The sequence below is a fragment of the Shewanella sp. W3-18-1 genome, assembly GCF_000015185.1.
Classification (GTDB): Bacteria; Pseudomonadota; Gammaproteobacteria; order Enterobacterales; family Shewanellaceae; genus Shewanella; species Shewanella putrefaciens.
In genome coordinates, this window is record NC_008750.1 from 712,357 (window position 1) to 736,955 (window position 24,599).

The following is a 24,599-nucleotide window of genomic DNA, read 5'->3' on the forward strand; positions in this document are numbered from 1 at the left end:
TTCATTGGCGATGGAGTGCATTTGCTTTGGAGAGTAAGAGTCACTTGTGCCTCACAGCATCTCCCTTTATGCTTGTTATTGTTATTTTTCAATACACTGTCTTAGCCAGTATTATGGTTTGAGAACAGCTTTCTAGGTTGAATATTATGTTTGAACAGTTAGTCGCCATTATCGCCCAATTGGGTAATATGCTTCGCCCTTGGGCATTTGATATTGCCACCGCTATGGTAGTGTGCCTGATTTTGGTGTTTTCCGCGGATGTAAACCGCATTTTAAGACGTCATCTCTTAGGATATTCTTTTGTACTGCGCACTTTCGTCTTTATCATTCTAAACGCTTTTGGTTATGGTCTTTTAATCATAAAAACAACACCTTGGGTAGCTAGGCATATTGTTGCCATGCCACCACATTGGATGTTTCTATTAATTGTTTCTATGTTTATTTTTATCGGTTATTGGGCTCAGCGAAACAACCAAGCTTGATCTTGTCACTGAAGCTTACTCAAAGTAGCCTTGGTAATTGAGCGAGGGTGTTTGAGTGAGAGCCTCCATAGCGCGATCGGGATAATTACTGAAAATACCATCAACTCCCATTTGCTTTAGAGCATGAATATCATCGCTATGGTCTACAGTATACACGTACACTTTTGCGCCCCTTTGGTGAGCATCGTCCACGAGTGCTTGGCTGATAAAACTGACATCTAAATGTAAAGAGTAAGCATGAAGTTGGCTCACTACTGTAGCCCCATCCAGTGGAATGCTGGCGAGTAGTGGGGCAACTAGAGCCTGAGGTAATGCGCGCTTAATGTCACTTAGATAGGGATGATTAAAGGAGGATATTAATAGCTGATCTTCAGTAAATCCTAGTTCACTCAACACTTTTGGGTATAAGTCGACTAAGGGCTGAACGGTATTTATCCCTTTTAATTCGATATTGACAGTGCAGCGTCCGGCAATCAGTTCCAGTATTTGCCACAATGTTGGTATGGGTTCGCCCTTTACGTTTATCCCAGCCAAATAATCTTTAGTCACAGTATGGATAACACCCGTACCCGAGCTTTTGTTATCTAGGCGTCTATCGTGAAAGACCACTAACTCGCCTTCAACATTATGTACATCTAATTCAATTGCTTTTGCACCTAGTTCTAGTGCTTTTGCCATTGCGGCTAAGGTGTTTTCGACCTGATAACCGCTAGCACCGCGGTGAGCAAAAATAAGCATTTTCTACTATCCTGTTAGCTTCTAATGATACCGACCTGATCCCGATTTTGACCATTTTTGATATGGATTTCCATCTGAGGGTAGGCGAGTTCTAAATTGTTTTCTTTCAGCTTTCTGGTAATTCGTTTATGCAAATCATGGCGTAGAGGCCAGCGAGACGACATTTCTTTAGCATAGGCGCGTACCTCGTAGTCTTGTGTATGTTTACCAAAGCCTGCGAACCAGACCTCAGGCTCTGGCGTTGGGAGTGCATCTTCACACTCCTGCACTGCTTGATAGAGGGTTGCTTCGACTTTTGCGGGATCAGAATCCCGTGCCACCGACACATAGACAATAACCCGAGTAATAGGATCTGATAATGACCAATTGATTAATTGCTCAGTAATAAATGCTTTGTTTGGAATGATAATTTCTTTTCTATCCCAATCGATAATCGTGGTCGCGCGGATTTGGATTTTACTGACGGTGCCCGTTAGCTCCCGGATAGTGACGGTATCGCCAATCCGTACGGGTTTTTCAAATAAAATAATCAAACCTGAAATAAAATTGGCAAAAATCTCTTGTAAACCAAAACCTAAACCAAGTGAGAGCGCCGCGATTAACCATTGCAGTTTGGACCATTCCATCCCTAGGTTTGAAAAGCCGATCAATAACCCTAAGAAGACCACTAAATAGCGGCTGACTGTGGTAATAGCAAAACCGGTGCCGGGTGAAAGCTCGAGCCGTTGGAGGATCATCAGTTCTAGCAAGCCGGGCAGATTTGTCGCGACCATTAATGAAAAGCCAACCACAATTAAACCAAACATGAGGGATTTCATTGTGATAGGTAGTTGTTGCTCTACCCCATTGACACTCGTGTTGGTTGTCCACAATGTTATGCCATCAAGGAAGGAGAATAATGCCGTATGGGTTTGAGTCCACAAGCCAATTAAACTGGCTAAAAAGGCCAGTAAAAGTAATGAGCGAACAAGGCCTAATGATTGGCTCGAAATCGTTTCCAAGTCGACAACGGGTTCTTCATAGGTATCTTGGCCATCACTTGAGAGATGGTGTGTTTCGTGTTTTTCTCTTTGAGCTAATCGTTCTGCACGTTTAGCTTTTGCGCGATCAAACGCAATGCGTCGGCGCTCAATCAGCATCCAGCGTTTGATGAGTTGATATAAGAGTAAGAATCCCAAACCTAATACTAAGGAGAGTTGTAGTTGTAACAACATTTGAAACGCGGTGAAATAATAGCCTCTAAATGCAAGTCCAGCACTGAACAGAGGTACAACAATTAACAAAGCCCAAAGCATTTTTTGAAGGAGTTTTTTGTTTTTACCGTCCATCTTAGAATCGATATTTTGGCGATTTAACACAAAAATATCTTTATATAACAAGAATAAAATAATACAAAAAAGAATAAATGCCCCGCGCCCTATGCTATTACGAACCAAGGATGCATCGAGTACTTCAGTAAAACCCATTAAACCCAGTAGTGGGCTAGCCACTAATACAAAGTGCTTTAATCTAAATTGACCCGCTTGAATTAGTTTTGAAGGACGTCTGAAGTGACCGACAAGCACGCCTTTATCAAGAGCCAGTACAAAAATCAGACGATACAGTAGGTAAACTAATCCAATAACTAAAATTCCCATGCCAATAGCCTGCACGAAGTTGCGTTCGGACTGATAAAAAATCAATCCCGCAATCACAACGGGTAATGGCTTTATCAAGGCATAACAAACACTGCAAAGCAGGGCTTTTAGGGTATAAATAAACTTATCTTGCGTCACATTGCCAACATAGGTGGTGTAATGTGTTAGTAGCTGATTGAATTTAGGAGTAACCAGATCTTGGGTCATTAAACAAAGTATCAGCAATATAATCCACCAAGACCAATAATCATTTTGCTCTTGCCACGCTTTCGTGAGTTGTCCCCATTGCGCTGTTTGGGCTAACCAAATCGTGCTGCGTTGCACATCGGTAAACCATAGTTTATTGATGCTGGCAGCATTGGGAACCCAAAATAAGTGCTCATTTAGCGTATTTTTTAGGGTAAGATTTTGCTGGCTAAGTTGCTGATAATTAACTTTAAGTTTGCCAAGTTCACTTAAATATTGGTCATAGCTTTGCATTAACTGTGCAATAAGCGCTTGTTGGGAAGTTAACAGCTTAATTTGACTGTCATTATAGAGTCCTGATTGTTCTAACTCTTGGTCATTCAGGGCTTGTTGCTGCTCTAAATGGTATCTGTCTAAGCGCGCATCGGCGATCAAGGTTTGCAGCTTTTCATGGTTTGGAGGCTTAGGTAGCGATTGCAGCATTTGCAAAAAACGCTCCCCAAAAGCTGAGTTCATTTTGACCCAAGTAATTTGCTCTTGAATATTGGCGAGCTGCTTAGCTTGAGACTGATATTGGATCTCGGCTTGTTCTTGTTGCTCAACTACATTATTAATTTGTAAGGTTAATGTTTGTAGTTTCTGACCGTAAATTTGATTGGTATCAGCAATATTGCGTGTAACAGGATCTAACTCTTTGCTATCCGTATCGACTAGGTTTTTGGCAAGCGTTGCATCAGTTTGCTGCTGGCGCTGCTTATTAATTGCCTTATTGATTGTTTCAATGAGCGCCTCTTGTTGGATTAATTGTTGGCGTACTAACTGTAATTTTAGTTGAGTTAATTCGATGCGCTTTTGACTACTCGCTAGCTCAGCCTCACTAGTTGCAAGGCTTTGCTCAAAGAAGAGTCGCTGGGTTTGTTGTAACTCGCCCGAAGGGGTGTCTAAGGGGGCCAACTCCGTTTTTTTATTCTGCACCACATTTTGTCTGGCAGTCGCAATCACCGAGGGTAAAAGATTGTGGCGTTGCAGCAATTCATTAACTTGGTTACCTAATGCAGCCTCGCTTTCTTTGAGCTCTGAAAGGTGTGAATAAGCGATTGATGCTTGCTGGCTAAGATCGGTGTTTTTTTTGAGTTTTAAGGGTTTTGAGGCTTCTTTTAACTTTTGGTTAATTTCTTTTTTATTATCTTCAAAGTCCAATTGTGCTTGTTGAAAACTGGCTGCATTGGCTGCCAGCTTATCTATGTTGTTCTTTAACTCTGTAATTTGCTCATCAATACCTGCGGTTTGCTGCTGATTTTTATTATTGAGTCCAAGACGTTTATCCAACTGTAGGGGAGAGTTGGCTTGGATAGAAAATGAGAGAAAAACAATAATGAACAATAAAATACGTGGCATATAGGCAGATATACTTAGGGACAAAAGACGCTCTCATCTTAGCCCAAAATAGGGCTAAATGGGTATGTTTCAGATCCTCTTTTTTCGTCTTAGTGATTGATGGGATTGATGGGTTTCAAAGATGGCGGTAGCGACTATGATAGTCCCCCCAAGAAGCGTATTAAGATTTAAGGTTTCACCTAAAATCATCAGTGCTAGCATTGCACCATAAAAAGGCTGTAAACACGAAACGAGGCCAACGGTTTTTGCGCTTAACTGCCTTAGGGCAGAAGTAAATAATGCATGTGGCGCAGCCGTAAATACGATGCCCAGTAAAATGATTAATTCCCATACATCCAATGTGATGCTATTCAGGGGCGTTTCATGCCAAGGCATAAGAAACATCGCCGCCACTAAGGTTTGGTAAAACATCGCATGCGGGCCGCTATATTGAGTAAAGTAGCGTTTCTGGAGCAGATTTCGTGCGGTAAATAACATGGCAGAGAGAATACCAATCGCGATACCTAAGGTTGTATCATTACTAAAATTTGCTTCAGGTATCAGTAAGATAACGCCAATAAAAACGAGGATCCCGCTTATCATATCGATTAACTTGATTTTATTACCAGTCAATAGCGGTTCAGCGATAACAGTCATTACTGGATAAGTGAAGAAGGCAATCATGCCAATAGCGACGGAGGAGAGTTGCATGGCGGCAAAGTAAGTCACCCAATGGAGGCTGACAATAATACCGAGTGCAATAGCAATCAGGTAATCGTGTTTGTGTTCTAAGCTGAGTGGTTTTCGGCTGAATTTAATCAATAAAGCCAAAATCAGTGCTGCGACGATACAACGCCAAAAGGTGATATCAAGGGCACTTAATGGAATTAATTTTGAAAACAAAGCTGTGCCACCAAACATCAGCACAGCTAAGTGTAATTCAATTAATCCCGAAGGTTTCGTTATTGACCCCAAGAACGGTTAGTCCGTTTACTTCGGATTATTAAGATTAGCAAAGGCTTGACCCATGCGTGTAACTGCTTCGGCTTCCACTCCTTCAGCGAAGGTATCGATAGCGTCTTTAGCAAATAACATGACGACAGTACTGCCTAACTTAAAGCGACCCATTTCATCGCCCTTGTCTAAGGTGATGGCATCAGGGCCAACCGTGGGATATTCCCAAGTAAAGACTTGCTTACCTGTCGGTGGCGTGATTGTGCCTGCCCAGACGGTTTCGATGCTGGCAACGATAGTGGCGCCGACTAATACCATGGCTAATGGGCCATGTTCGGTTTCAAAAATGGCGACCACACGTTCGTTACGGGCGAAAAGGCCGGGTACATGTCTTGCTGTTAGCGGATTAACCGAAAACAGCTCACCGGGAACGTAGGTCATTTTTGATAATGTACCTTTTATCGGCATGTGAATTCGGTGGTAGTCCTTCGGTGCTAAGTAGATTGTCGCAAAATCCCCGCCTTCAAAACGTTTGGCATCTTGAGCTTGATCGCCAAGTAAAGTGAGAGATGAGTAATGATGACCTTTTGCTTGGAAGATTCGACCTTCTTTTATTGGACCAAGTTGGCTAACGGCACCATCAACCGGATGCACCATAATATGCGTATGTTGATTTATCGGACGAATCCCCGGTTTTAATGCGCGGGTGAAAAAATCGTTAAAACTTTTATAGGCCTGTGGCTCGCTTTGTGCCGCTTCACTCATGTCGATTTTATATTGTTTGATAAACCATTTAATCGCCGCAGTTGTTAACGTGCCCGCTTCAGCCGCAGCCAGTTTACCCACTAGACGTGATAATAAATGTTTTGGCAGCATGTACTGCAGAGCAATTTTGACTTTATCCAATTTTAATTCCTTCTTCTTACTTTACTGCTCAAATTTTACTGAGACCGTTGTTATGTATCAATCAGTCGTTATTCATCGGTGGCCGCACGGAAATGCCGAGCATGGCGTTGCTCATCAAGGCTGGCGATAATCCGATGGTAATTGTTGAAGCGATCTTCGCTAATTTTACCTTCATCCACCGCAGTTTTTAATGCACAACCGGGATCATCACCATGTTTACAATCACGGAACTTACAGCCACCGAGAAACTCACGGAATTCAATAAAACACCAACCAACCCGTTGAGCAGGTAAGTGCCAAAGCGCAAATTCGCGTACACCGGGTGAGTCAATTAAATCGCCACCGCTGGCTAAATGTAGCAACTTAGCTGTGGTGGTGGTGTGTTGCCCTAGGCCTGAGTTATCTGACACATCACCCACTAATAAGTCTGCATCAGGTAGTAGCGCGTTGATTATCGAAGATTTCCCTACACCAGATTGTCCGGCAAATACACTGACCTTGTCTTTAAGTAAACCTTTGATGGTATCGATACCTTCACCTAACTTGCTACTGACTTTATACACAGGATAACCAATGTCCTGATAGCGTTTAAGTGCAGCTTCGATTACCGGTGCTTCTTGCGGATTTAATAGGTCAATTTTATTTAAAATAATGATAGGTGGAATATTGGTATCTTCGGCGGCGACTAAATAGCGGTCGATAATTTGGGTGGTAAAACTGGGTAACACTGAAGATACAATCAAGATTTGATCGATATTCGAAGCGATAATTTTTACGCCATCGTATAAATCGGGACGCGTAAGTGAAGATCGTCTCGGATGTACGGCTTCAACGATACCAGCAATGCCACTATTTGCTTGGCTCTCAATCGCTAAGCGTACGACGACCTTGTCACCAGTGACTAAGCTATTAATCGTACGGCGAATATTACATCGTACTATTTGGCCGTCTTCGGTTTCGATGTCGGCATGTTGGCCAAAACGGGAAATCACAGTGCCGCTCTGTTCGGCACCAAGTGAACTATCCTGTAGCTCTGGCGTATTTTTTTCACCGCTGTCACGATTGAGTCGTTTCTCGTGATTAGCGCGCATACGGCGTAATTGACCTTGGCTTAGGGGTTTCTTTTTACTCACTGATTCGTCTTCGTCAATTAGATTATTTTTTGTGTTGGAAAAAAGCAGTATGATACACGCTCTTGAATAAAAAAGCCTGAATTTAGGCTAACTGACATGATAAGGCTGATTTATGACGGCGAATGTAAATAATCTCATTTGGATCGATCTTGAAATGACGGGGCTAGAACCTGATGTCGACAGAATTATTGAAATTGCCACTTTAGTGACGGATCAAGAACTCAATATTATTGGTCAGGGCCCCGTAATTGCTATCCATCAGCCAGATGAAGTGCTTGCGGCAATGGATGATTGGAATCAAAAGCATCATGGTGAGTCTGGACTGATTGATCGCGTTCGAGCGAGCCAAGATAATGAAGCGCAAGCTGTGGCAAAGACCATTGCATTTTTAGAGCAATATGTGCCTAAGGGCGCTTCACCTATGTGTGGCAATAGCGTTGGTCAAGACCGACGTTTCCTCAATCGCTATATGCGCGAACTGGAGGATTATTTCCATTATCGCAATCTTGATGTGAGCACAGTAAAAGAACTGGTCAAGCGCTGGAGTCCAGAAATTATGGAGGGCTTTAAGAAGCAAAATACCCATCAAGCACTACAAGATATCCAAGAGTCGATTGCAGAATTACAGTATTACCGCAGCAAAGTATTTAAAATTTGACCGATTAGCAGATAAATCTGAAAGAAGGGGTTGCAGCCGCATGAATTTTTCATATAATGCGGCCTCGACTTTTTGATGCGAACGGATGTTCTAGTCATTTAGATTGAACGCGACATTAGCTCAGTTGATAAAGGTTGATAGGCGATACCTTTGTTAATGTTGAAGGCAAATGTAACAGCGATGCAAAAGGCGACATTAGCTCAGTTGGTAGAGCGATACCTTGCCAAGGTATAGGTCATCGGTTCGAACCCGATATGTCGCTCCAAATTAAAATTTAGTGATTTACCAAATCATTAATACAGATTATGCGACATTCGCTCAGTTGATAAAGGTTGATAAGCGATACCTTTGTGAATGTTGAAGGCAAATGTGACAGCGATAATTATGCGACATTAGCTCAGTTGGTAGAGCGATACCTTGCCAAGGTATAGGTCATCGGTTCGAACCCGATATGTCGCTCCAAATTAAAACTTAGTGATTCACCAGATCATTAATACAGATTATGCGACATTAGCTCAGTTGGTAGAGCGATACCTTGCCAAGGTATAGGTCATCGGTTCGAACCCGATATGTCGCTCCAAATTATGCGACATTAGCTCAGTTGGTAGAGCGATACCTTGCCAAGGTATAGGTCATCGGTTCGAACCCGATATGTCGCTCCAAATTCCAATCTTTAAATGTCAATCCAACATTAGCTCAGTTGCGTTCTTAATATGGCGATACCTTCTTTTTTTCCAAGGTATAGGTCATCGGTTCGAGCCGCTTTTGATTAAAATCAGGTCGCTCCAAATTCCAATCTTTAAATGTCAATCCAACATTAGCTCAGTTGCGCTCTTAATATGGCGGTACCTTCTTTTTTCCAAGGTATAGGTCATCGGTTCGAACCGCTCTTGATCAAAATCAGGTCGCTCCAAATTCCAATCTTTAAATGTCAATCCAACATTAGCTCAGTTGCGTTCTTAATATGGCGATACCTTCTTTTTTTCCAAGGTATAGGTCATCGGTTCGAGCCGCTTTTGATTAAAATCATGTCGCTCCATATTCCAATCTTTAAATGTCAATCCAACATTAGCTCAGTTGCGCTCTTAATATGGCGATACCTTCTTTTTTCCAAGGTATAGGTCATCGGTTCGAACCGCTCTTGATCAAAATCAGGTCGCTCCAATTTTTTTATCAAATCTTTTCATAAATATAATCAATCTACATTTTGTTGATGTACCTAATTTTGCGGTTCTTCAAGCTAGCACTCTATCAGTCACAGTGAGTAAGTTCGGGTTTTAGCAACAGTTTTAGTCTGTGATGGATGCAAGCGTTGGTGAGGCTGCGAGCAAACCTTTTCTTTTTAACTTGTTTTTTCATTTTATGGAAAATAAAACACAGAGTTTAATGCGTGATCTGCGCTGTGTTTCTTCAAGTTTTCCTAAATTAGATGTATTTTGGAAAGGCAAATTATGACCTTGTTCAAATAATCGTAATGCGTTTACTTACATAATGGTTCCAGACAAAGTTAATAGCGCCAAGTTGTTGGCCTGACAGTGGAGTGCTTTATATGCGTATTCAACAATTACGTGATCTACTTGAGTATGTGGCAAATTGCCGCTTAGATATGGCGCAACTCTATGGCCGTCTTATCAATCAAGCCGACTCGGCCCGAGTTAAAATGATGCTAGAGTATTTTGAGTCGCACCAAAAAACCATGGCTGAGAAACTGCGCGACTATATGGACGAAGCACCACATCGTATTCTTGATACTTGGTATAAAGACTTTACTTTTGAAGATTTTACTAAGCGTTGCCAAGATACTATGTTGCCTGCAAACATGAATGAAGACGATGTGCTCAATTTGCACTTAGATTTAGAAAATCGTCTGATAGGCTTGTTAGAAAAAACCGTTAACTCAACCACTGCGGAAGATGCGCGTAATGCGTTAGCCAATTTGATCCGCGTAGAAAAAACGCAACAGCAACGTCTAGTGCATAGCACCATTCGGATGGATGATATCTAGATCTCCTGCACGCCATTCTCTCAACAAAGCCAGCATAGTGCTGGCTTTGTTGTCTTTATATGCATCGCAAATTCGTGGATTGCGAGACTTTAAGCGCATTTTCGCGCATCAACTGATTTATGTCATGATTTTATAAAGCAAATTTTGCTACTTTCTTGGACTATTGGTTGATTTTAACTTCGACTTTCTCAACAGGGATATCAGATTGATAGGTTGCCATCATTTAAGAGCTTGGTGGCAAATTTACAGTGTCTCACCTTGAAATTCATTCTTAATAGCGCAGGAGATCCTCTATGGCACAAGATTTATCTAGACTACCCACAGCGCTTTATACCCAGCAACAAGTTAGGGAAGCTGAATTACTCGCTGTTTCACAGGGTGCAGCGACACTTTATGAGTTGGTTGAGAGGGCGGGATATGCGGCGTTTCAATATTTAGCAAAACATATTGCAACAGAGCATGGTACAGCATCAACTCCTCTGCTTATGCTTGTTGGCAGTGGTAACAATGGTGCTGATGCCTTAGTCTGTGCACGCCTCGCACTCGAAGCGGGTAATACTGTTTCTGTGATGCTGACTAAAACGACAGGTAGTGTGGAGTATGAGCGTGCACTCACTGCTTACGTTAACCAAGGTGGTTTAACTCAAGAAATCGATATTAATCTGATTTCACAAGCTGAAATCATCGTGGATGGTTTATTAGGTACGGGTGTGAAAGGTGAAGTGCGTGATGACACCGCTAAATTAATTAATGCTATTAATCAAAGTACAGCTTGGGTGCTTAGCCTCGATTTGCCTTCAGGAATTAATCCGGATACAGGTGCTGTGGCTAATGTTGCTGTAATGGCAGATGTTACTCTCTGTTTTGGGGGGGTCAAGCAAGGTTTACTTACCAGTAAAGCACGGCATCATAGTGGACTTATCGAGTTTGCCGAATTAGGTTTAACCCCATTTTTTACCCAATCCAGCGCGCAACGTGTTGGGCGTGAAATCCTGAAGGATTACTTTGCGGCTCGGGCACGAGATAGTCATAAAGGTCAGTCAGGCAAGGTCACTGTTATTGGTGGTGACTTTGGTATGGCAGGTGCGATCCGTCTTGCGAGTGAGGCTTGTTTGCGCGCAGGAGCAGGGCTTGTAACTGTAATTAGCCGTCCTGAACATCAACTCACTGTGAATGTTTCTCGCCCTGAATTGATGTTTTGGGGCTGCGATCTGGTTGATATGGAAGTCTATCTTCGCCTCGGTTGGGCGCAGGTCATAGTACTTGGGCCAGGCTTGGGTAAGCATGACTGGGGTTATAATTTGTTTAAGGCAGCAGGGTTGAGTGATAAACCCTGTGTACTAGATGCCGATGCGTTAAATCTTCTTAGCCATGAACCTCGTCGTCAAAGTAACTGGGTACTGACACCGCATCCCGGTGAAGCTGCTCGTTTACTTGGTTGCTCTGTCGCTGAAATCGAGCAGGATAGATTTGCTGCGGTGCTTGCAATGCAGCAAAAATATGGTGGAGTTGTGTTATTAAAAGGCGCAGGAACTGTGATTTATGATGGTAAAACCATGGTCGTTGCACCTGTGGGTAATCCCGGCCTTGCAAGTGGTGGGTGTGGGGATGTGTTATCTGGTATTATAGGCGCGCTCATGGCACAAGGTATGGATAATATGCAGGCAACAATTGTCGCCGTAGTTGTCCATGGTTGTGCTGCCGATCTTGCGGCTACACAGGGTGAGCGCGGTATGTTAGCAAGTGATTTAATGCCTTTTATTCGCCAATTAGTGAATAGTGATTTACTCTAGGCGATATGTGAGACTCAAGTGCTGAAGATGGTTGATTTTTGTGCTTGAGTTGCTTCCTCCATTACTAACAGCAGTGATATAAGCGGAAATGACAGAGTTAACCTTTTTCTTAAATAATGAAGACGACACTATTGCGGTAGGGCAGCAACTGGCTCGCTATATTAAAGCGCCGTTAACTCTTTATTTAACGGGTGATTTAGGCGCAGGAAAAACGACACTGAGTCGAGGGTTAATTCAAGGGCTTGGTCATCAAGGGGCGGTAAAAAGTCCTACATACACACTCGTTGAACCTTATGAACTTAACGGTGTCGAAATTTATCATTTTGATTTGTATCGCCTCAACGATCCTGAAGAACTCGAATTTATGGGGATCCGCGATTACTTTTCAGATAAGAGTCTTTGCATAGTGGAATGGCCCGATAAAGGGGAAGGTTTACTGCCAGATGCCGATATCCATTTGCATTTGAGTTATGTAAATTCGGGCCGTGAAATCCATATTCAAGCCCTGTCTAAATCAGGTGAAAAGTTATTAGCTGCGATAAAATAAAAACAACAATGACTAAAATTAATCATTATTTTCATCTTATTACTCTTTTTTTATGCACTTTTTTTACTGTATCTGCCCATGGGGCAAATCGATTAGAAGGTGTGCGTATTTGGGCTGCCCCTGAATCGACCCGTGTAGTGTTTGATCTCAGTGAAGCGCCGAACTATACCTATTTTTCAATAGAAGGGCCTAACCGTTTAGTGGTCGATCTTAAAAAGACTTCAACTAAACTCACCCTTAAAAATATCGACAATAACAGCAAGCTCGTTAAAGGGGTGCGCATTAGTCAATCTCCAACGAAGGGTGATTTGCGTTTGGTGATTGACCTTGTAAAGCCTCTTAATGCTAACTTGTTTTCACTTCCCGTTACGGCTCCCTATGGTAATCGTCTTGTAGTTGACCTTGAAGATAAAACGGTCACACTGGCACCACCTGCCGCCAGCTCAACCCCAGTTAAAAAGTCCGTTACTCAAAGTATGCAATCCTCCCGCGATATTGTAATTGCTATCGATGCTGGACATGGTGGTGACGACCCCGGCTCAATTGGTCCATCGGGCCTTTATGAGAAAAAAGTGGTATTCGAAATTTCTCGGCGCCTTGCGAGTAAAATTAACGACACCCCTGGAATGCGTGCCGTTATGATCCGCAGTGGCGACTACTTTGTTAATTTAAATAAGCGCTCTGAACTTGCCCGCAACAGTAAAGCTGATTTGCTGATTTCTATCCATGCGGATGCGTTTACTTCGCCCAATCCTCGCGGTGCGTCTGTGTGGGTATTGTCTATGCGTCGTGCAAACAGTGAAATTGGTCGCTGGTTGGAGCAAAAAGAAAAGCATTCTGAACTACTTGGCGGTGCGGGGGAAATTATCCAAAATACCGATAATGAACAATATCTTGCTATGACATTACTCGATATGTCGATGAACAGTTCTATGGCTATTGGTCATGCGGTTGCGGGGGATATTCTCAAGGATTTAGGCGCTGTGACGACGTTGCATAAAAGTCGGCCCGAATCAGCCAGTTTTGCAGTGCTAAAGTCACCGGATATCCCCTCAATTTTGGTTGAGACTGGCTTTATTTCTAATCCTAAGGAAGAGCGACTCTTATCCAGTCACCAACACCAAGAAAGTATTGCAACAGCTATTTATAAAGGGGTTAGCCGATATTTCCATAGCAATCCGCCGGCAGATACTCTGATAGCCAAACAAAATGGGGCAAGGCCGAGTCCTATATCTAGTTCTAAATCAGCATCTACAGGAATAAGTTCAAGGCCAAGTGTTAGATCTTCTGGTACGGTCAAACATAAAGTCAGCCGCGGTGAATCGCTTTCAGCCATTGCGCAGCGTTATCAAGTCCCAATGTCGAGTATTAAACGTGCGAATGGGATGAAAACCGATGTAGTGCAACTAGGGCAAACGCTCGTTATTCCTGAGAGTTAGAATGGAAAAATCTATGGGTATTCAGATCTTACCGCCGCAATTAGCCAACCAGATCGCCGCGGGCGAAGTGGTTGAAAGGCCCGCCTCAGTGGTTAAAGAGTTGGTTGAAAATAGCCTTGATGCGGGTGCGACTCGAATTGATATTGAAATCGATAAAGGCGGCAGTAAGCTGATTAAAATTCGGGATAATGGCTCCGGAATTCCTAAGGAAGAACTGACCTTGGCCTTATCACGCCATGCGACGTCAAAGTTACATTCATTGGATGATCTTGAGGCCATACTCAGTTTTGGATTTCGCGGCGAAGCGCTCGCGAGTATAAGCTCGGTTTCACGTTTGACTTTAACCTCTCGCACTGCTGAACAAACCGAAGCATGGCAAGCCTATGCGGAAGGTGTTGATATGGCAGTTAAAATTATGCCAGCAGCACATCCCGTAGGCTCCACAATTGAAGCCGTTGATTTATTTTTTAATACCCCAGCAAGACGGCGCTTTTTAAAGAGTGATAAAACCGAATTTACTCACATTGACGAGTGGTTAAAGCGTATTGCTCTAGTGCGTGGCGATATCCATTTTACGCTGACGCATAATGGTAAACTTGTGCGTAATTACCGCCCAGCGGTAAATGAAGCCCAATACTTACAGCGTTTAACGCAGGTGTCAGGGCGACAGTTTGCGGAACACGCTTTAAAAATTGAGTGCCAACACGATGATTTACGACTAAGCGGTTATTTACAATCGCCTTGGTCGACCGTGTTAACGGACACTCACTATTTTTATGTAAATGGTCGTTTAATTCGCGACCGTTTAGTGAATCATGCAGTGCGCCAAGCTTTTGCACACAAAGCCGAAATTGAACAACCCGGTTATGTGTTGATGTTAGAAATTGATCCCCATCAGGTGGATGTGAATGTGCATCCCGCTAAGCATGAAGTTCGATTTCATCAGAGTCGTTATGTCCATGATTATATTTTACAAGCATTACAATCGGCCCTCGAAGAGGCGGGGGAACTCTGCCTTACGGACAATGGTAATTTAACCGAACCTGAAGCTGCATGTATGGATACACAGTGCACTAAGGCGATTGAACCCTCAGGATTATTTGAACTTGCAAGTATCAGTGATCAAACTGACAAGATTGAACGTATTCGAGACGCAAGCCCTGTTACGGCTTCTCAGGAGCGATTCACTGAGTCTTCCCAAGCGCAAGCCGTGACATCAGTTCGTTCAGGTTTTGGCATCCAGAAAAATGCTTTTGGCAGTATGGCACAGCCAAGAGATAGCCATTACCGCAGTTTTTCAGGTGGTGAAGCTCGGCAGCGCGCTGAATTACCTTCAAAGTCGGCAATAGTGAGTTATGGTGCTTTATTGCAAACACCATCTTATAACGTAAAAGATAAAGATTATCAGCCAGTAGCCCCTATGCCACCTATTTTAGATGGCCAATATTGGGTCGTCGTCGAAGCAAATCATCTTCGTCTTTTACCCATAAAATCAGTCGCATTGGCAACTCGCGCCCAAGAAATAGAAGCTAAGCTGGCAACGGGTCTCATTGGTCAACCATTGTTGATGCCGGTATCAGTTGTAGCCGATCCAGACTGGCAATCATTGCTCGATGAAAATGAGCAATTAATACGTCAAATAGGCTTAGAACTTACAATTCGTTACCAGCAGTTGATAATTAAAAAAGTGCCCCCATATCTGAGGGAAAGCCAATTAGCGAAGCTGATACCAGAGTGGTTACAATCGCTGCGTTTTGAAACGCCATCGCCCAATGCATTGGCTAAGTGGTTGGCAAAACAAAGTTTAAGTGGATTTGTGTCGGCACCAGAAATCTGGGCGGCTTTTTCCTTGCTAACGGATGAAACAAGACAGCATATTGCCAATCAAGCGATATCTTTACCTTGGCAATCATGGCTAGAAGAGTAATAAGTGAATACAGAATTGCTGCCTAAAGTGTTATTTCTTATGGGGCCTACTGCCTCTGGAAAAACGGCTTTAGCACTAGAATTAGCCGAAAACCATAACTGCGAGATTATCTCAGTTGATTCTGCACTCATTTATCGCGGTATGGATATTGGTAGTGCAAAACCTTCTATAGAGGAGTTAGCGCGCGGGCCACATAGATTGATTGATATTCGCGATCCTAGCGAGAGCTATTCTGCCGCCGATTTTAGAGCAGATGCTTTAGCTGAAATTGAGCAAATTATTCGCATGGGGAAAACACCATTACTCGTTGGTGGAACCATGATGTATTTTAAGGCTCTATTAGAAGGGTTATCACCGCTTCCGAGTGCCGATGACGCCATTCGTGCCGACATTCAGGCAGAGGCTGATGCGAAAGGATGGGAAACCTTGCATGACCAATTACGGGATATTGATCCCGTGTCGGCGGAAAGAATTCATCCTAATGATCCACAAAGGCTTTCAAGAGCGCTGGAAGTCTATAGAATAAGCGGTAAGAGTTTAACTGAGCTTACACAGACTAAGTCTGCACCTTTACCTTACGATGTGGTGCAATTTGCCATTGCACCGCGAGAGCGTAAAGTATTACATGACTTAATTGCGCAGCGTTTTCGCATAATGTTACAGCAAGGTTTTATTGGCGAAGTGACTCAACTTAAGGCAAGGGGAGACTTACATTTAGATTTGCCATCAATGCGTTGTGTTGGATATCGGCAATGTTGGCAACATCTCGATGGAGAATTCGACTATGATACTATGGTCGAAAAAGCAGTTGCAGCTACTAGGCAATTAGCGAAGCGTCAATTAACATGGTTACGTAGTTGGCCAGAGTTAAATTGGCTTGAAAGTGGTGCTGAGGGGAATTTAGTTACACTTATGCGTCATTGCCGCTAGCTTATTAGCCCTTGCTGTATAATACTAAAACTAAACAAAAAACTTCACTGATATAGATTTATTTTTATAAATTAAAAAGGAAATAATAAAATGGCTAAGGGGCAATCTTTACAAGACCCATTTTTGAACGCACTACGCCGCGAGCGCGTTCCTGTATCAATTTACTTAGTAAACGGCATTAAACTCCAAGGACAGGTAGAGTCGTTTGATCAATTTGTCATTCTGTTGAAAAACACAGTGAGCCAAATGGTATACAAGCACGCTATTTCTACGGTTGTTCCTGCTCGCCCATTCAATGTCACTGGTCACCAAAATGCCCAGGGTGGATATGGTCCGCAAGACGATGTACCTAGTGGCGAATAAGCGTTATTTGAGGAGTTTGCTTCTTGTTTGATCGTTATGAGGCGGGAGAAACAGCGGTTCTTGTCCATATCGACTTTTCCGATGAGGAACGCCGAGAAGACTTAGTCGAACTGCAGCTATTAGTTGAATCAGCTGGAGCACGCTCTGTCGGGGTCATTACTGGAAGTCGACGCTCTCCAGATCGTAAGTTTTTTGTGGGATCTGGAAAAGCCGAAGAGTTAGCTGCACTTGTGGCTGCTACTGAGGCGAATGTGGTTATTTTCAATCACGCGTTGAGTCCAGCTCAAGAGCGTAATCTTGAGCAAGTATGTCAGTGTCGTGTACTCGATCGCACTACGCTTATTCTTGATATTTTTGCCCAGCGTGCACGAACCCACGAAGGTAAGTTGCAGGTGGAGCTAGCGCAATTGCGCCACATGTCAACTCGTCTGGTGCGAGGTTGGACTCACCTTGAGCGTCAAAAAGGCGGCATTGGTTTACGTGGTCCTGGGGAAACTCAACTCGAAACCGATAGACGCCTTCTCAGGGGCCGCATTAAAAATATCAATAAACGCTTAGAGCGGGTTGATAAACAGCGTGAGCAGAGCCGACGAGCACGTAAACGCAGTGAAATGCCAACTGTGTCATTAGTCGGCTATACAAATGCGGGTAAATCTACGTTATTTAATGCGCTAACTTCATCCGATGTTTATGCCGCAGATCAGCTATTTGCTACGCTCGATCCAACGCTTAGAAAGTTAGATTTACCCGATGGTGCCGTTATTTTAGCTGACACCGTTGGATTTATTCGCCATTTGCCACATGATCTCGTTGCCGCTTTTAAGGCGACATTGCAAGAGACACGTCAGGCCGAACTATTGCTGCATATCGTTGATTGTGCAGATGAAAATATGGCGGATAATTTTGAACAAGTGCAATCTGTCCTGAAAGACATCGAAGCCGATGAAGTTATGCAATTAATTGTGTGTAACAAAATCGATTTACTCGAAGATGTTACGCCTCGAATTGAGTATGATGATCAAGGCAAACCCATTCGAGTTTGGGTTTCAGCACAGAAGCGTTTGGGATTTGATTTGCTGTTGAAAGCGATTACCGAGCTTATCGGTGAGGTGATTAGGGAGCTTACACTTAGAATTCCGGCAACTGCTGGACATTATCTTGGCCAGTTTTATCGACTGGATGCGATACAGCAGAAAGAGTACGACGATCTGGGGAACTGTATTTTGTCTGTTCGTTTATCGGACGCCGATTGGCGCCGGTTAGCTAAACAGAGTCAGGGTGAGTTAGAAACCTTTATCTTCGATGCGTCGATAGAAAAGGCTGTTTGTTAATAATCTAATTTATTTCATCCACTTATGGAGTGCTAAATGGCTTGGAATGAGCCCGGTAACAAGGGTAATGATCCTTGGGGAAATAAAGGTGGTAACGACAAAGGACCACCGGACCTTGATGAGGTTTTTCGTAATCTTTCAAAGCGCTTTGGCGGCAAAGGGACTGGTTCAGGCCAATCTTTTAGTTCGCTAAGCTTAATCATCATACTTGCCATTGCTTTAGCTGTTTGGGGACTCTCGGGTTTTTATACAATTAAAGAGGCCGAGCGTGGTGTGGCATTGCGCTTTGGTAAACACATTGGTGAGATTGGGCCAGGACTTCACTGGAAAGCGACTTTTATTGATGAAATTTATCCCGTCGACATTCAATCGGTTCGCTCTATTCCTGCGTCTGGTAGTATGCTGACGTCCGATGAAAACGTCGTGAAGGTAGAACTCGATGTACAGTATCGAATTTTAGATGCTTATTCATACCTGTTCAGTGCTGTCGATGCGAACGCCAGCTTACGTGAAGCAACAGATAGCGCCCTGCGTTATGTGATTGGTCACAATAAGATGGATGATATTTTAACGACGGGTCGTGATGCTATTCGCCGCGATACGTGGAAAGAATTAGAACGTATCCTTGAACCATACAAATTGGGTCTCTCGGTTGTGGATGTTAACTTCTTACCGGCACGTCCACCTGAAGAAGTGAAAGATGCTTTCGATGATGCGATTTCTGCCCAGGAAGATGAACAGCGTTTTATTCGTGAAGCTGAAGCTTATGCCCGTGAGATTGAACCTAAAGCGCGTGGTGAAGTTGAGCGCATGGCACAACAAGCTAATGCTTATAAAGAACGTGAAATCTTAGAGGCTCGCGGTAAAGTGGCTCGTTTCGAGTTGTTGTTACCTGAGTATCAAGCATCGCCAGAGGTAACCCGTAAGCGTTTGTATCTTGATACAATGCAACAAGTGATGACAGAGACAAACAAAGTACTTATTGATGCTAAGAACAATGGTAACTTGATGTACTTGCCGTTAGATAAGTTAATGAAAGAGAAGCCTGCGACACCTGAACTTGAGCCTAAACCTCAGCAGAATGTCAATTCTTCATCTGTATCAACGACTCGCATTAGTAGTGAGCCTTTGAGTGGACGTCCGTCCCGCGATGATCGTACTCGCCAAGGGAGGGATTAATTCATGGGTAGATTAGGTATTATTCTTATCGCCATCGTTTTAGGTGTTGTCCTATCTTCTGTGATGGTTGTGAGTGAAGGTGAGCGAGCTATCGTCGCACGTTTCGGCGAAATCGTGAAAGATAACGTTGATGGCAAACCTATGACTCGCGTTTTCGGTCCTGGATTACACTTTAAAGTGCCAGTGATTGATAAAGTTAAGTTACTTGATGCTCGTATTCAGACATTGGACGGTGCTGCGGATCGTTTCGTTACCTCAGAGAAGAAAGATCTGATGGTGGATTCCTACGTTAAATGGCGCATTTATGATTTCGAAAAATACTACCTGTCCACAAATGGTGGTATTAAAGCGAATGCAGAATCGCTATTACAACGTAAGATAAACAACGATTTACGTACTGAGTTTGGTCGCCGCACTATCAGAGAAATTGTTTCAGGTAAGCGCGATGAATTGCAGAACGATGCGCTCGCAAATGCATCTGAAAGTGCAAAAGACTTAGGTATTCAGGTTGTTGACGTACGTGTAAAGCAAATCAATTTACCTGCGAACGTCAGTAACAGTATCTATCAACGTATGCGTGCCGAACGTCAGGCAGTGGCAAAAGAGCATAGAGCACAGGGTAAAGAGCAATCTGAAATTATCCGTGCGACTATTGACGCTAATGTCACCGTTAAGATTGCTGAAGCTGAACGTAAAGCACTCACTATTCGTGGTGAAGGGGATGCATTAGCCGCAAAGATTTATGCTGATGCTTACAACAAAGATCCTGAATTTTTTGGTTTTATGCGTAGTTTAGAGGCTTATCGTGCAAGTTTCTCTGGTAATTCAGATATCATGGTCTTAGAGCCTGATAGTGAGTTCTTCAAATATATGAAGAGTACATCACCTAAGAAGTAATACGATATAAAGCTCATTTTAATAGGCCCTGTTTTGCAGGGCCTATTTTTTATCTCAAGTTGATAGAGTTAAAATCGGGGAATTAATGCATATTAGTAAAGTATGCTTTATGCCGATCTCAATCCTTTCATGTTCCAAATACCATTCATGTGGATAGAAATAGGTTAATAGTTGTGCTTTTTTTGAACTTTTTTTAAAAAACACGCAATCTCCCTAACTTACTTGCGTCTTTTCACTATGATCTGCTTCTAATTTTTAGCTATAATGAGCCCCGCTTCAAACTTCGATTTTTGCCCATGGTGATGACCCGGGCGGAAAGTCTTTGAAAAACAAAAATTCCAACACCCTCTGGGAGATAAGTGGATGAGCAATGCGCCAGTCGATACCGGACGTCGCAGATTCCTGACAGCCGCAACCGCCGTAGTAGGTGGTGCTGGTGCCGTCGCTGTAGCGGTTCCTTTCATCAAGTCATGGAATCCGAGTGCCAAAGCGAAAGCTGCAGGTGCGCCGGTCGAAGTAAATATCAGTAAAGTAGAGCCAGGTCAGCTGATCCGTGTTGAATGGCGTGGAAAACCTGTATGGGTTGTCCGTCGTACTGACGATGTGATCAACGCCCTACCAAAACACGATAATAAGTTAAGAGACCCTGCTTCTGTAGAAATGCAGCAGCCTGATTATGCAACGAATCCTCTGCGTTCAATTAAGCCAGAGTTCTTTATTGCTGTCGGTATTTGTACACACTTAGGATGTTCACCTACTTACTTACCTGATTCATTTGGTGAGCAAGTTGAAGGTGTGACTTCTGGTTTCTTCTGTCCATGTCATGGCTCTAAGTTCGATATGGCTGGTCGCGTTTTCCAAGGCGTACCAGCTCCATTGAACCTAGTTGTCCCTCCACATCAATACGTTGATGATGGCACCGTGATTATCGGTGTAGATAAAGGAGTGGCGTAATGGTTAAGAATCTAATTAATTGGATTGATGCACGTATTCCAATGACGGCGACTTATAACCGTCATGTGGGTCAGTATGCTACACCAACAAACTTCAACTTTTGGTATTTTTTCGGTTCGTTAGCAATGTTGGTATTGGTTAACCAATTACTGACAGGTATCTGGCTAACCATGAATTACGTACCCACCGCAGAAGGCGCATTCGCTTCTGTTGAATACATTATGCGTGATGTTGAGTACGGTTGGTTGCTGCGTTATATGCATTCAACGGGTGCATCAGCCTTCTTCGTTGTGATCTATCTACATATGTTCCGTGGTTTAATTTACGGTTCATATCAGAAGCCCAGAGAACTACTGTGGCTGTTCGGTATGTTAATTTTCCTCGTGTTGATGGCCGAAGCCTTTATGGGTTATTTGCTACCATGGGGTCAAATGTCATATTGGGGCGCGCAGGTAATTATCTCTCTGTTCGGTGCAATCCCTGTTATTGGCGATGACTTAACCCTGTGGATCCGTGGTGACTACGTGATCTCTGGCGCGACACTGAACCGTTTCTTTGCGCTGCACGTTATCGCGCTGCCATTAGTGTTAGTCGTATTAGTGTTCTTACACTTAATTGCACTGCACGAAGTAGGGTCAAACAACCCTGACGGTATTGAAATCAAGAAGAACAAAGACGAGAACGGTTGGCCAGTCGATGGCATCCCATTCCACCCATACTACACAGTTAAAGACATTATGGGTGTTGCGGGCTTCCTGATTGTGTTCTGTTATGTGTTGTTCTTTATGCCTGAAGGTGGTGGTTACTTCCTTGAAAAGCCAAACTTTGAAGCGGCAAACTCAATGAAGACACCTGAGCACATTGCGCCAGTGTGGTACTTCACTCCTTTCTACGCCATTTTACGTGCAGTACCCGACAAACTGGGTGGTGTAGTGATGATGGGGCTATCGATTGCTGTGTTGTTCGTATTGCCTTGGCTAGATCGTTGTAAGGTTAAGTCAGTGCGCTACCGTAGTACGCTGCACAAGTTGAACATTGCACAATTTGCAATTTCTTTCATTGTGTTAGGTTACTTAGGTGTTGTTCCTGCTACACCAATCCTAACGATTGTTGCGCAAATATTTACTGTTACTTATTTTGGTTTCTTCTTGGCGCTGTGGTTATACAGCAAGAACGAAAAAACTAAACCTGTTCCAGCGAGGTTGACACACTAATGAAAAAATTATTGATTGCATTAGTTACCTTGTTGCCGACGCTGGCGATGGCCGCGAGCGGACATAATGTACATTTAGAAGACGCAAAAGTTGATTTACATGATAAAGCTTCCCTAGAGCGTGGTGTGGATCTTTTCCAACACTACTGTTCAGGTTGCCATAGCACTCAATATCAGCGTTATGAGCGTGTAGCGAATGATATTGGTATCTCTGCTGATGATATGCGTAACAAGTATATGTTTACCGATGCTAAAATTGGTGAGCTGATGCAAAGCGCTATTCCTGCTAAAGATGCGGCTAAATGGTTTGGTGCTACTCCACCTGATTTAACCTTAGTTGCTCGTGTTCGTGGTGAAGATTGGGTGTATTCATACTTAAAGGGTTTTTATAAAGATCCTAGTCGCCCATTTGGTGTGAATAACACTGTATTTCCATCTGTCGGTATGCCACATGTGCTCGAAGAGCTGCAAGGCACGCCTGTTAAGCAAGAAGATGGCAGTATTGTGGTGACTGGCGGTAAATTAAACGCAGAAGAGTATGACCAAGCGGTGCGTGATATCACGGGCTTCTTAGTCTATTCGGCTGAACCTGTTAGACTAGAGCGTGAAGCGATGGGATGGTGGGTACTCGGATTCCTATTTATATTCTTTATTGTGGCCTACCTCTTGAAGAAAGAGTATTGGAAAGATGTACACTAGGCACTAATAACGGGTAAAATGTAATATCCGCATAGTGTAAACGGGGGGCTTTGCCCCTCGTTTACTTTTGTTTTATTTCGATTCTGGAGGGTATCAATGGCTGTTGCTGCCAACAAACGCTCTATCATGACACTGTTTTCAGGTGCTGATGATCTGTATAGCCATCAAGTACGTATCGTGTTAGCTGAGAAAGGGGTTACTGTTGATGTTTTACAGGTCGACCCTAATGAAATGCCTGAGGATTTGCTTGAAGTCAATCCTTATAATTCAGTGCCCACTTTGGTAGACCGTGAACTCGTTTTATACGAATCACGCATTATCATGGAATATTTGGATGAGCGTTTCCCTCATCCCCCTTTGATGCCAGTCTATCCGGTATCACGCGGCCAAAGCCGCTTGATGATGCATCGCATAGACACTGACTGGTATGCGCTGGTTGATCGCATTCGCAAAGGTGATCGTGCTGAAGCCGCTCGTAAAGAGTTGACTGAAAGTTTGGTTGCTATTGCTCCTGTGTTTGGCGAAGTGCCCTATTTCATGAGTGAAGAATTTGGTTTAGCGGATTGCTATCTCGGCCCACTATTATGGCGTTTGCCAGTATTAGGCATCGAGTTAGACAGCCGCGTAGCGAAAGACATCAAAGCCTATATGACACGTATTTTTGAACGTGAGTCGTTTAAAGCTTCTTTGACTGAAGCTGAACGCGAAATGCGTATGGGCATGTAATGAAATCTTTGACTCCAAATCGTCCTTATTTACTTAGGGCTTACTACGATTGGTTGATGGATAACCAATTAACGCCTCACGTTGTGGTTGATGCCTTTGTTAAAGGCACCCAAGTACCACAGCAGTATGTGAAGGATGGCCAGATAGTGTTAAACATTGCTGCTGGCGCTGTGGGCAATTTGCAAATTAGCAATGAGTTTGTGGAGTTCAATGCGCGTTTTGGTGGCGTACCTCAACAGGTATTGCTGCCAATGGCGTCGATTATTGCTATTTATGCCCGAGAAAATGGTGCTGGTACTGTTTTCGATGTTGAAGATGCATATCTGATGGAGGATGAAGCCGAATCAGTTTTATCTGTTGTTGATGTAACGGATAAACCAAAGGATCCGACAGATCAGCCTCCTAAGCGTCGCAGTCACTTAACTGTTGTAAAGTAGTTAATTCACTGTCATGTATTGCTAAGATTAAAACTAAGCCAGTCATATGACTGGCTTTTTTGTACCCTTACTAAACTTTAATATGTTT

At 43.3% G+C, this 24,599-nt stretch carries 22 protein-coding genes and 4 tRNA genes; 21 read left to right on the plus strand and 5 right to left on the minus strand.

The annotated features are described in order from the left end of the window. The first annotated feature begins 146 nt into the window (after positions 1–146). Positions 147–482 (plus strand): DUF3392 domain-containing protein, encoded by a 336-nt coding sequence (locus tag SPUTW3181_RS03355; RefSeq protein ID WP_011788029.1) that lies wholly within the window; start codon positions 147–149, stop codon positions 480–482. 15 nt (positions 483–497) lie between these two features. Here the strand turns inward: SPUTW3181_RS03355 and SPUTW3181_RS03360 are convergent, their stop codons facing one another. The 5 genes from SPUTW3181_RS03360 to rsgA all read right to left on the minus strand — a co-directional run bounded on the left by SPUTW3181_RS03360 (position 498) and on the right by rsgA (position 7,413). Further along, a complete protein-coding gene (locus tag SPUTW3181_RS03360) occupies positions 498–1,220 on the minus strand; it encodes a glycerophosphodiester phosphodiesterase (protein ID WP_011788030.1) in 723 nt (240 codons plus the stop codon). 14 nt (positions 1,221–1,234) lie between these two features. After that, positions 1,235–4,441, minus strand: coding sequence for a mechanosensitive ion channel domain-containing protein (locus tag SPUTW3181_RS03365; protein ID WP_011788031.1), 3,207 nt, complete (start codon positions 4,439–4,441; stop codon positions 1,235–1,237). A 69-nt stretch (positions 4,442–4,510) separates the two neighbouring features. Further along, positions 4,511–5,395: a DMT family transporter gene (locus SPUTW3181_RS03370; RefSeq protein ID WP_011788032.1), complete on the minus strand. Its 885-nt coding sequence runs from the start codon at positions 5,393–5,395 to the stop codon at positions 4,511–4,513. Between the two features lie 15 nt (positions 5,396–5,410). Then, complete coding sequence (asd, locus tag SPUTW3181_RS03375; RefSeq protein ID WP_011788033.1) at positions 5,411–6,280, minus strand: archaetidylserine decarboxylase; 870 nt, start codon at positions 6,278–6,280, stop codon at positions 5,411–5,413. A 68-nt stretch (positions 6,281–6,348) separates the two neighbouring features. Continuing rightward, entirely contained in the window at positions 6,349–7,413 is a 1,065-nt protein-coding gene (gene rsgA, locus SPUTW3181_RS03380; protein ID WP_011788034.1) for a small ribosomal subunit biogenesis GTPase RsgA, read from the minus strand. Between the two features lie 112 nt (positions 7,414–7,525). On the opposite strand from rsgA, the gene orn reads away from it, so the two are divergent. From orn to SPUTW3181_RS03480, 20 genes are all read left to right on the plus strand, one after another. Further along, positions 7,526–8,071 (plus strand): oligoribonuclease, encoded by a 546-nt coding sequence (gene orn / locus SPUTW3181_RS03385; RefSeq protein ID WP_011788035.1) that lies wholly within the window; start codon positions 7,526–7,528, stop codon positions 8,069–8,071. A gap of 189 nt (positions 8,072–8,260) precedes the next feature. Further along, positions 8,261–8,336: transfer RNA gene (locus SPUTW3181_RS03390), tRNA-Gly, on the plus strand. A 121-nt stretch (positions 8,337–8,457) separates the two neighbouring features. Next, positions 8,458–8,533: transfer RNA gene (locus SPUTW3181_RS03395), tRNA-Gly, on the plus strand. Between the two features lie 42 nt (positions 8,534–8,575). Then, a tRNA-Gly gene (locus tag SPUTW3181_RS03400) sits at positions 8,576–8,651 on the plus strand. 6 nt (positions 8,652–8,657) lie between these two features. Then, positions 8,658–8,733 (plus strand) — tRNA-Gly (locus tag SPUTW3181_RS03405). 887 nt (positions 8,734–9,620) lie between these two features. After that, positions 9,621–10,076 carry a hypothetical protein gene (locus SPUTW3181_RS03410; protein WP_011788036.1) on the plus strand — a complete coding sequence of 152 codons (456 nt, stop codon included), beginning with the start codon at positions 9,621–9,623 and terminating at the stop codon, positions 10,074–10,076. A gap of 293 nt (positions 10,077–10,369) precedes the next feature. Then, positions 10,370–11,869, plus strand: coding sequence for a bifunctional ADP-dependent NAD(P)H-hydrate dehydratase/NAD(P)H-hydrate epimerase (locus tag SPUTW3181_RS03415; protein WP_011788037.1), 1,500 nt, complete (start codon positions 10,370–10,372; stop codon positions 11,867–11,869). Positions 11,870–11,957: 88 nt separating this feature from the next. Continuing rightward, positions 11,958–12,416: a tRNA (adenosine(37)-N6)-threonylcarbamoyltransferase complex ATPase subunit type 1 TsaE gene (gene tsaE / locus SPUTW3181_RS03420; protein ID WP_011788038.1), complete on the plus strand. Its 459-nt coding sequence runs from the start codon at positions 11,958–11,960 to the stop codon at positions 12,414–12,416. Positions 12,417–12,424: 8 nt separating this feature from the next. After that, positions 12,425–13,855 (plus strand): N-acetylmuramoyl-L-alanine amidase, encoded by a 1,431-nt coding sequence (locus SPUTW3181_RS03425; protein WP_011788039.1) that lies wholly within the window; start codon positions 12,425–12,427, stop codon positions 13,853–13,855. A 13-nt stretch (positions 13,856–13,868) separates the two neighbouring features. Beyond that, complete coding sequence (gene mutL, locus SPUTW3181_RS03430) at positions 13,869–15,782, plus strand: DNA mismatch repair endonuclease MutL (protein ID WP_041407959.1); 1,914 nt, start codon at positions 13,869–13,871, stop codon at positions 15,780–15,782. 3 nt (positions 15,783–15,785) lie between these two features. Further along, complete coding sequence (miaA, locus tag SPUTW3181_RS03435) at positions 15,786–16,712, plus strand: tRNA (adenosine(37)-N6)-dimethylallyltransferase MiaA (protein WP_041407961.1); 927 nt, start codon at positions 15,786–15,788, stop codon at positions 16,710–16,712. Positions 16,713–16,802: 90 nt separating this feature from the next. After that, a complete protein-coding gene (gene hfq, locus SPUTW3181_RS03440) occupies positions 16,803–17,075 on the plus strand; it encodes an RNA chaperone Hfq (RefSeq protein ID WP_011788042.1) in 273 nt (90 codons plus the stop codon). 23 nt (positions 17,076–17,098) lie between these two features. Beyond that, positions 17,099–18,406, plus strand: a complete 1,308-nt coding sequence (hflX, locus tag SPUTW3181_RS03445) for a ribosome rescue GTPase HflX (RefSeq protein WP_011788043.1) — start codon at positions 17,099–17,101, stop codon at positions 18,404–18,406. A 36-nt stretch (positions 18,407–18,442) separates the two neighbouring features. Then, complete coding sequence (gene hflK / locus SPUTW3181_RS03450) at positions 18,443–19,585, plus strand: FtsH protease activity modulator HflK (protein WP_011788044.1); 1,143 nt, start codon at positions 18,443–18,445, stop codon at positions 19,583–19,585. A gap of 3 nt (positions 19,586–19,588) precedes the next feature. Next, positions 19,589–20,482, plus strand: coding sequence for a protease modulator HflC (gene hflC, locus SPUTW3181_RS03455; RefSeq protein ID WP_011788045.1), 894 nt, complete (start codon positions 19,589–19,591; stop codon positions 20,480–20,482). Between the two features lie 363 nt (positions 20,483–20,845). Then, on the plus strand, positions 20,846–21,436 hold the full coding sequence (gene petA / locus SPUTW3181_RS03460; RefSeq protein WP_011788046.1) for a ubiquinol-cytochrome c reductase iron-sulfur subunit: 591 nt from the start codon (positions 20,846–20,848) through the stop codon (positions 21,434–21,436). Further along, positions 21,436–22,650 carry a cytochrome b gene (locus SPUTW3181_RS03465; protein ID WP_011788047.1) on the plus strand — a complete coding sequence of 405 codons (1,215 nt, stop codon included), beginning with the start codon at positions 21,436–21,438 and terminating at the stop codon, positions 22,648–22,650. The genes petA and SPUTW3181_RS03465 overlap by 1 nt, the downstream gene beginning before the upstream one ends. Further along, positions 22,650–23,348 (plus strand): cytochrome c1, encoded by a 699-nt coding sequence (locus SPUTW3181_RS03470; protein WP_011788048.1) that lies wholly within the window; start codon positions 22,650–22,652, stop codon positions 23,346–23,348. Before SPUTW3181_RS03465 ends, SPUTW3181_RS03470 begins: the two co-directional genes overlap by 1 nt. A 96-nt stretch (positions 23,349–23,444) precedes the next feature. Continuing rightward, on the plus strand, positions 23,445–24,074 hold the full coding sequence (gene sspA, locus SPUTW3181_RS03475) for a stringent starvation protein SspA (protein WP_011788049.1): 630 nt from the start codon (positions 23,445–23,447) through the stop codon (positions 24,072–24,074). After that, on the plus strand, positions 24,074–24,511 hold the full coding sequence (locus SPUTW3181_RS03480) for a ClpXP protease specificity-enhancing factor (protein ID WP_011788050.1): 438 nt from the start codon (positions 24,074–24,076) through the stop codon (positions 24,509–24,511). Before sspA ends, SPUTW3181_RS03480 begins: the two co-directional genes overlap by 1 nt. The last annotated feature ends 88 nt before the right edge of the window (positions 24,512–24,599 follow it).

What these genes read in the sequence shown, in the direction of transcription:
- SPUTW3181_RS03355 (WP_011788029.1), top strand. Translation starts at nt 147, where the DNA reads ATGTTTGAACAGTTAGTCGCCATTATCGCCCAATTGGGTAATATGCTT.
- SPUTW3181_RS03360 (WP_011788030.1), bottom strand. Translation starts at nt 1,220, where the DNA reads ATGCTTATTTTTGCTCACCGCGGTGCTAGCGGTTATCAGGTCGAAAAC.
- SPUTW3181_RS03365 (WP_011788031.1), bottom strand. Translation starts at nt 4,441, where the DNA reads ATGCCACGTATTTTATTGTTCATTATTGTTTTTCTCTCATTTTCTATC.
- orn (WP_011788035.1), top strand. Translation starts at nt 7,526, where the DNA reads ATGACGGCGAATGTAAATAATCTCATTTGGATCGATCTTGAAATGACG.
- SPUTW3181_RS03410 (WP_011788036.1), top strand. Translation starts at nt 9,621, where the DNA reads ATGCGTATTCAACAATTACGTGATCTACTTGAGTATGTGGCAAATTGC.
- SPUTW3181_RS03415 (WP_011788037.1), top strand. Translation starts at nt 10,370, where the DNA reads ATGGCACAAGATTTATCTAGACTACCCACAGCGCTTTATACCCAGCAA.
- tsaE (WP_011788038.1), top strand. Translation starts at nt 11,958, where the DNA reads ATGACAGAGTTAACCTTTTTCTTAAATAATGAAGACGACACTATTGCG.
- SPUTW3181_RS03425 (WP_011788039.1), top strand. Translation starts at nt 12,425, where the DNA reads ATGACTAAAATTAATCATTATTTTCATCTTATTACTCTTTTTTTATGC.
- mutL (WP_041407959.1), top strand. Translation starts at nt 13,869, where the DNA reads ATGGGTATTCAGATCTTACCGCCGCAATTAGCCAACCAGATCGCCGCG.
- hfq (WP_011788042.1), top strand. Translation starts at nt 16,803, where the DNA reads ATGGCTAAGGGGCAATCTTTACAAGACCCATTTTTGAACGCACTACGC.
- hflK (WP_011788044.1), top strand. Translation starts at nt 18,443, where the DNA reads ATGGCTTGGAATGAGCCCGGTAACAAGGGTAATGATCCTTGGGGAAAT.
- hflC (WP_011788045.1), top strand. Translation starts at nt 19,589, where the DNA reads ATGGGTAGATTAGGTATTATTCTTATCGCCATCGTTTTAGGTGTTGTC.
- petA (WP_011788046.1), top strand. Translation starts at nt 20,846, where the DNA reads ATGAGCAATGCGCCAGTCGATACCGGACGTCGCAGATTCCTGACAGCC.
- SPUTW3181_RS03465 (WP_011788047.1), top strand. Translation starts at nt 21,436, where the DNA reads ATGGTTAAGAATCTAATTAATTGGATTGATGCACGTATTCCAATGACG.
- SPUTW3181_RS03470 (WP_011788048.1), top strand. Translation starts at nt 22,650, where the DNA reads ATGAAAAAATTATTGATTGCATTAGTTACCTTGTTGCCGACGCTGGCG.
- sspA (WP_011788049.1), top strand. Translation starts at nt 23,445, where the DNA reads ATGGCTGTTGCTGCCAACAAACGCTCTATCATGACACTGTTTTCAGGT.
- SPUTW3181_RS03480 (WP_011788050.1), top strand. Translation starts at nt 24,074, where the DNA reads ATGAAATCTTTGACTCCAAATCGTCCTTATTTACTTAGGGCTTACTAC.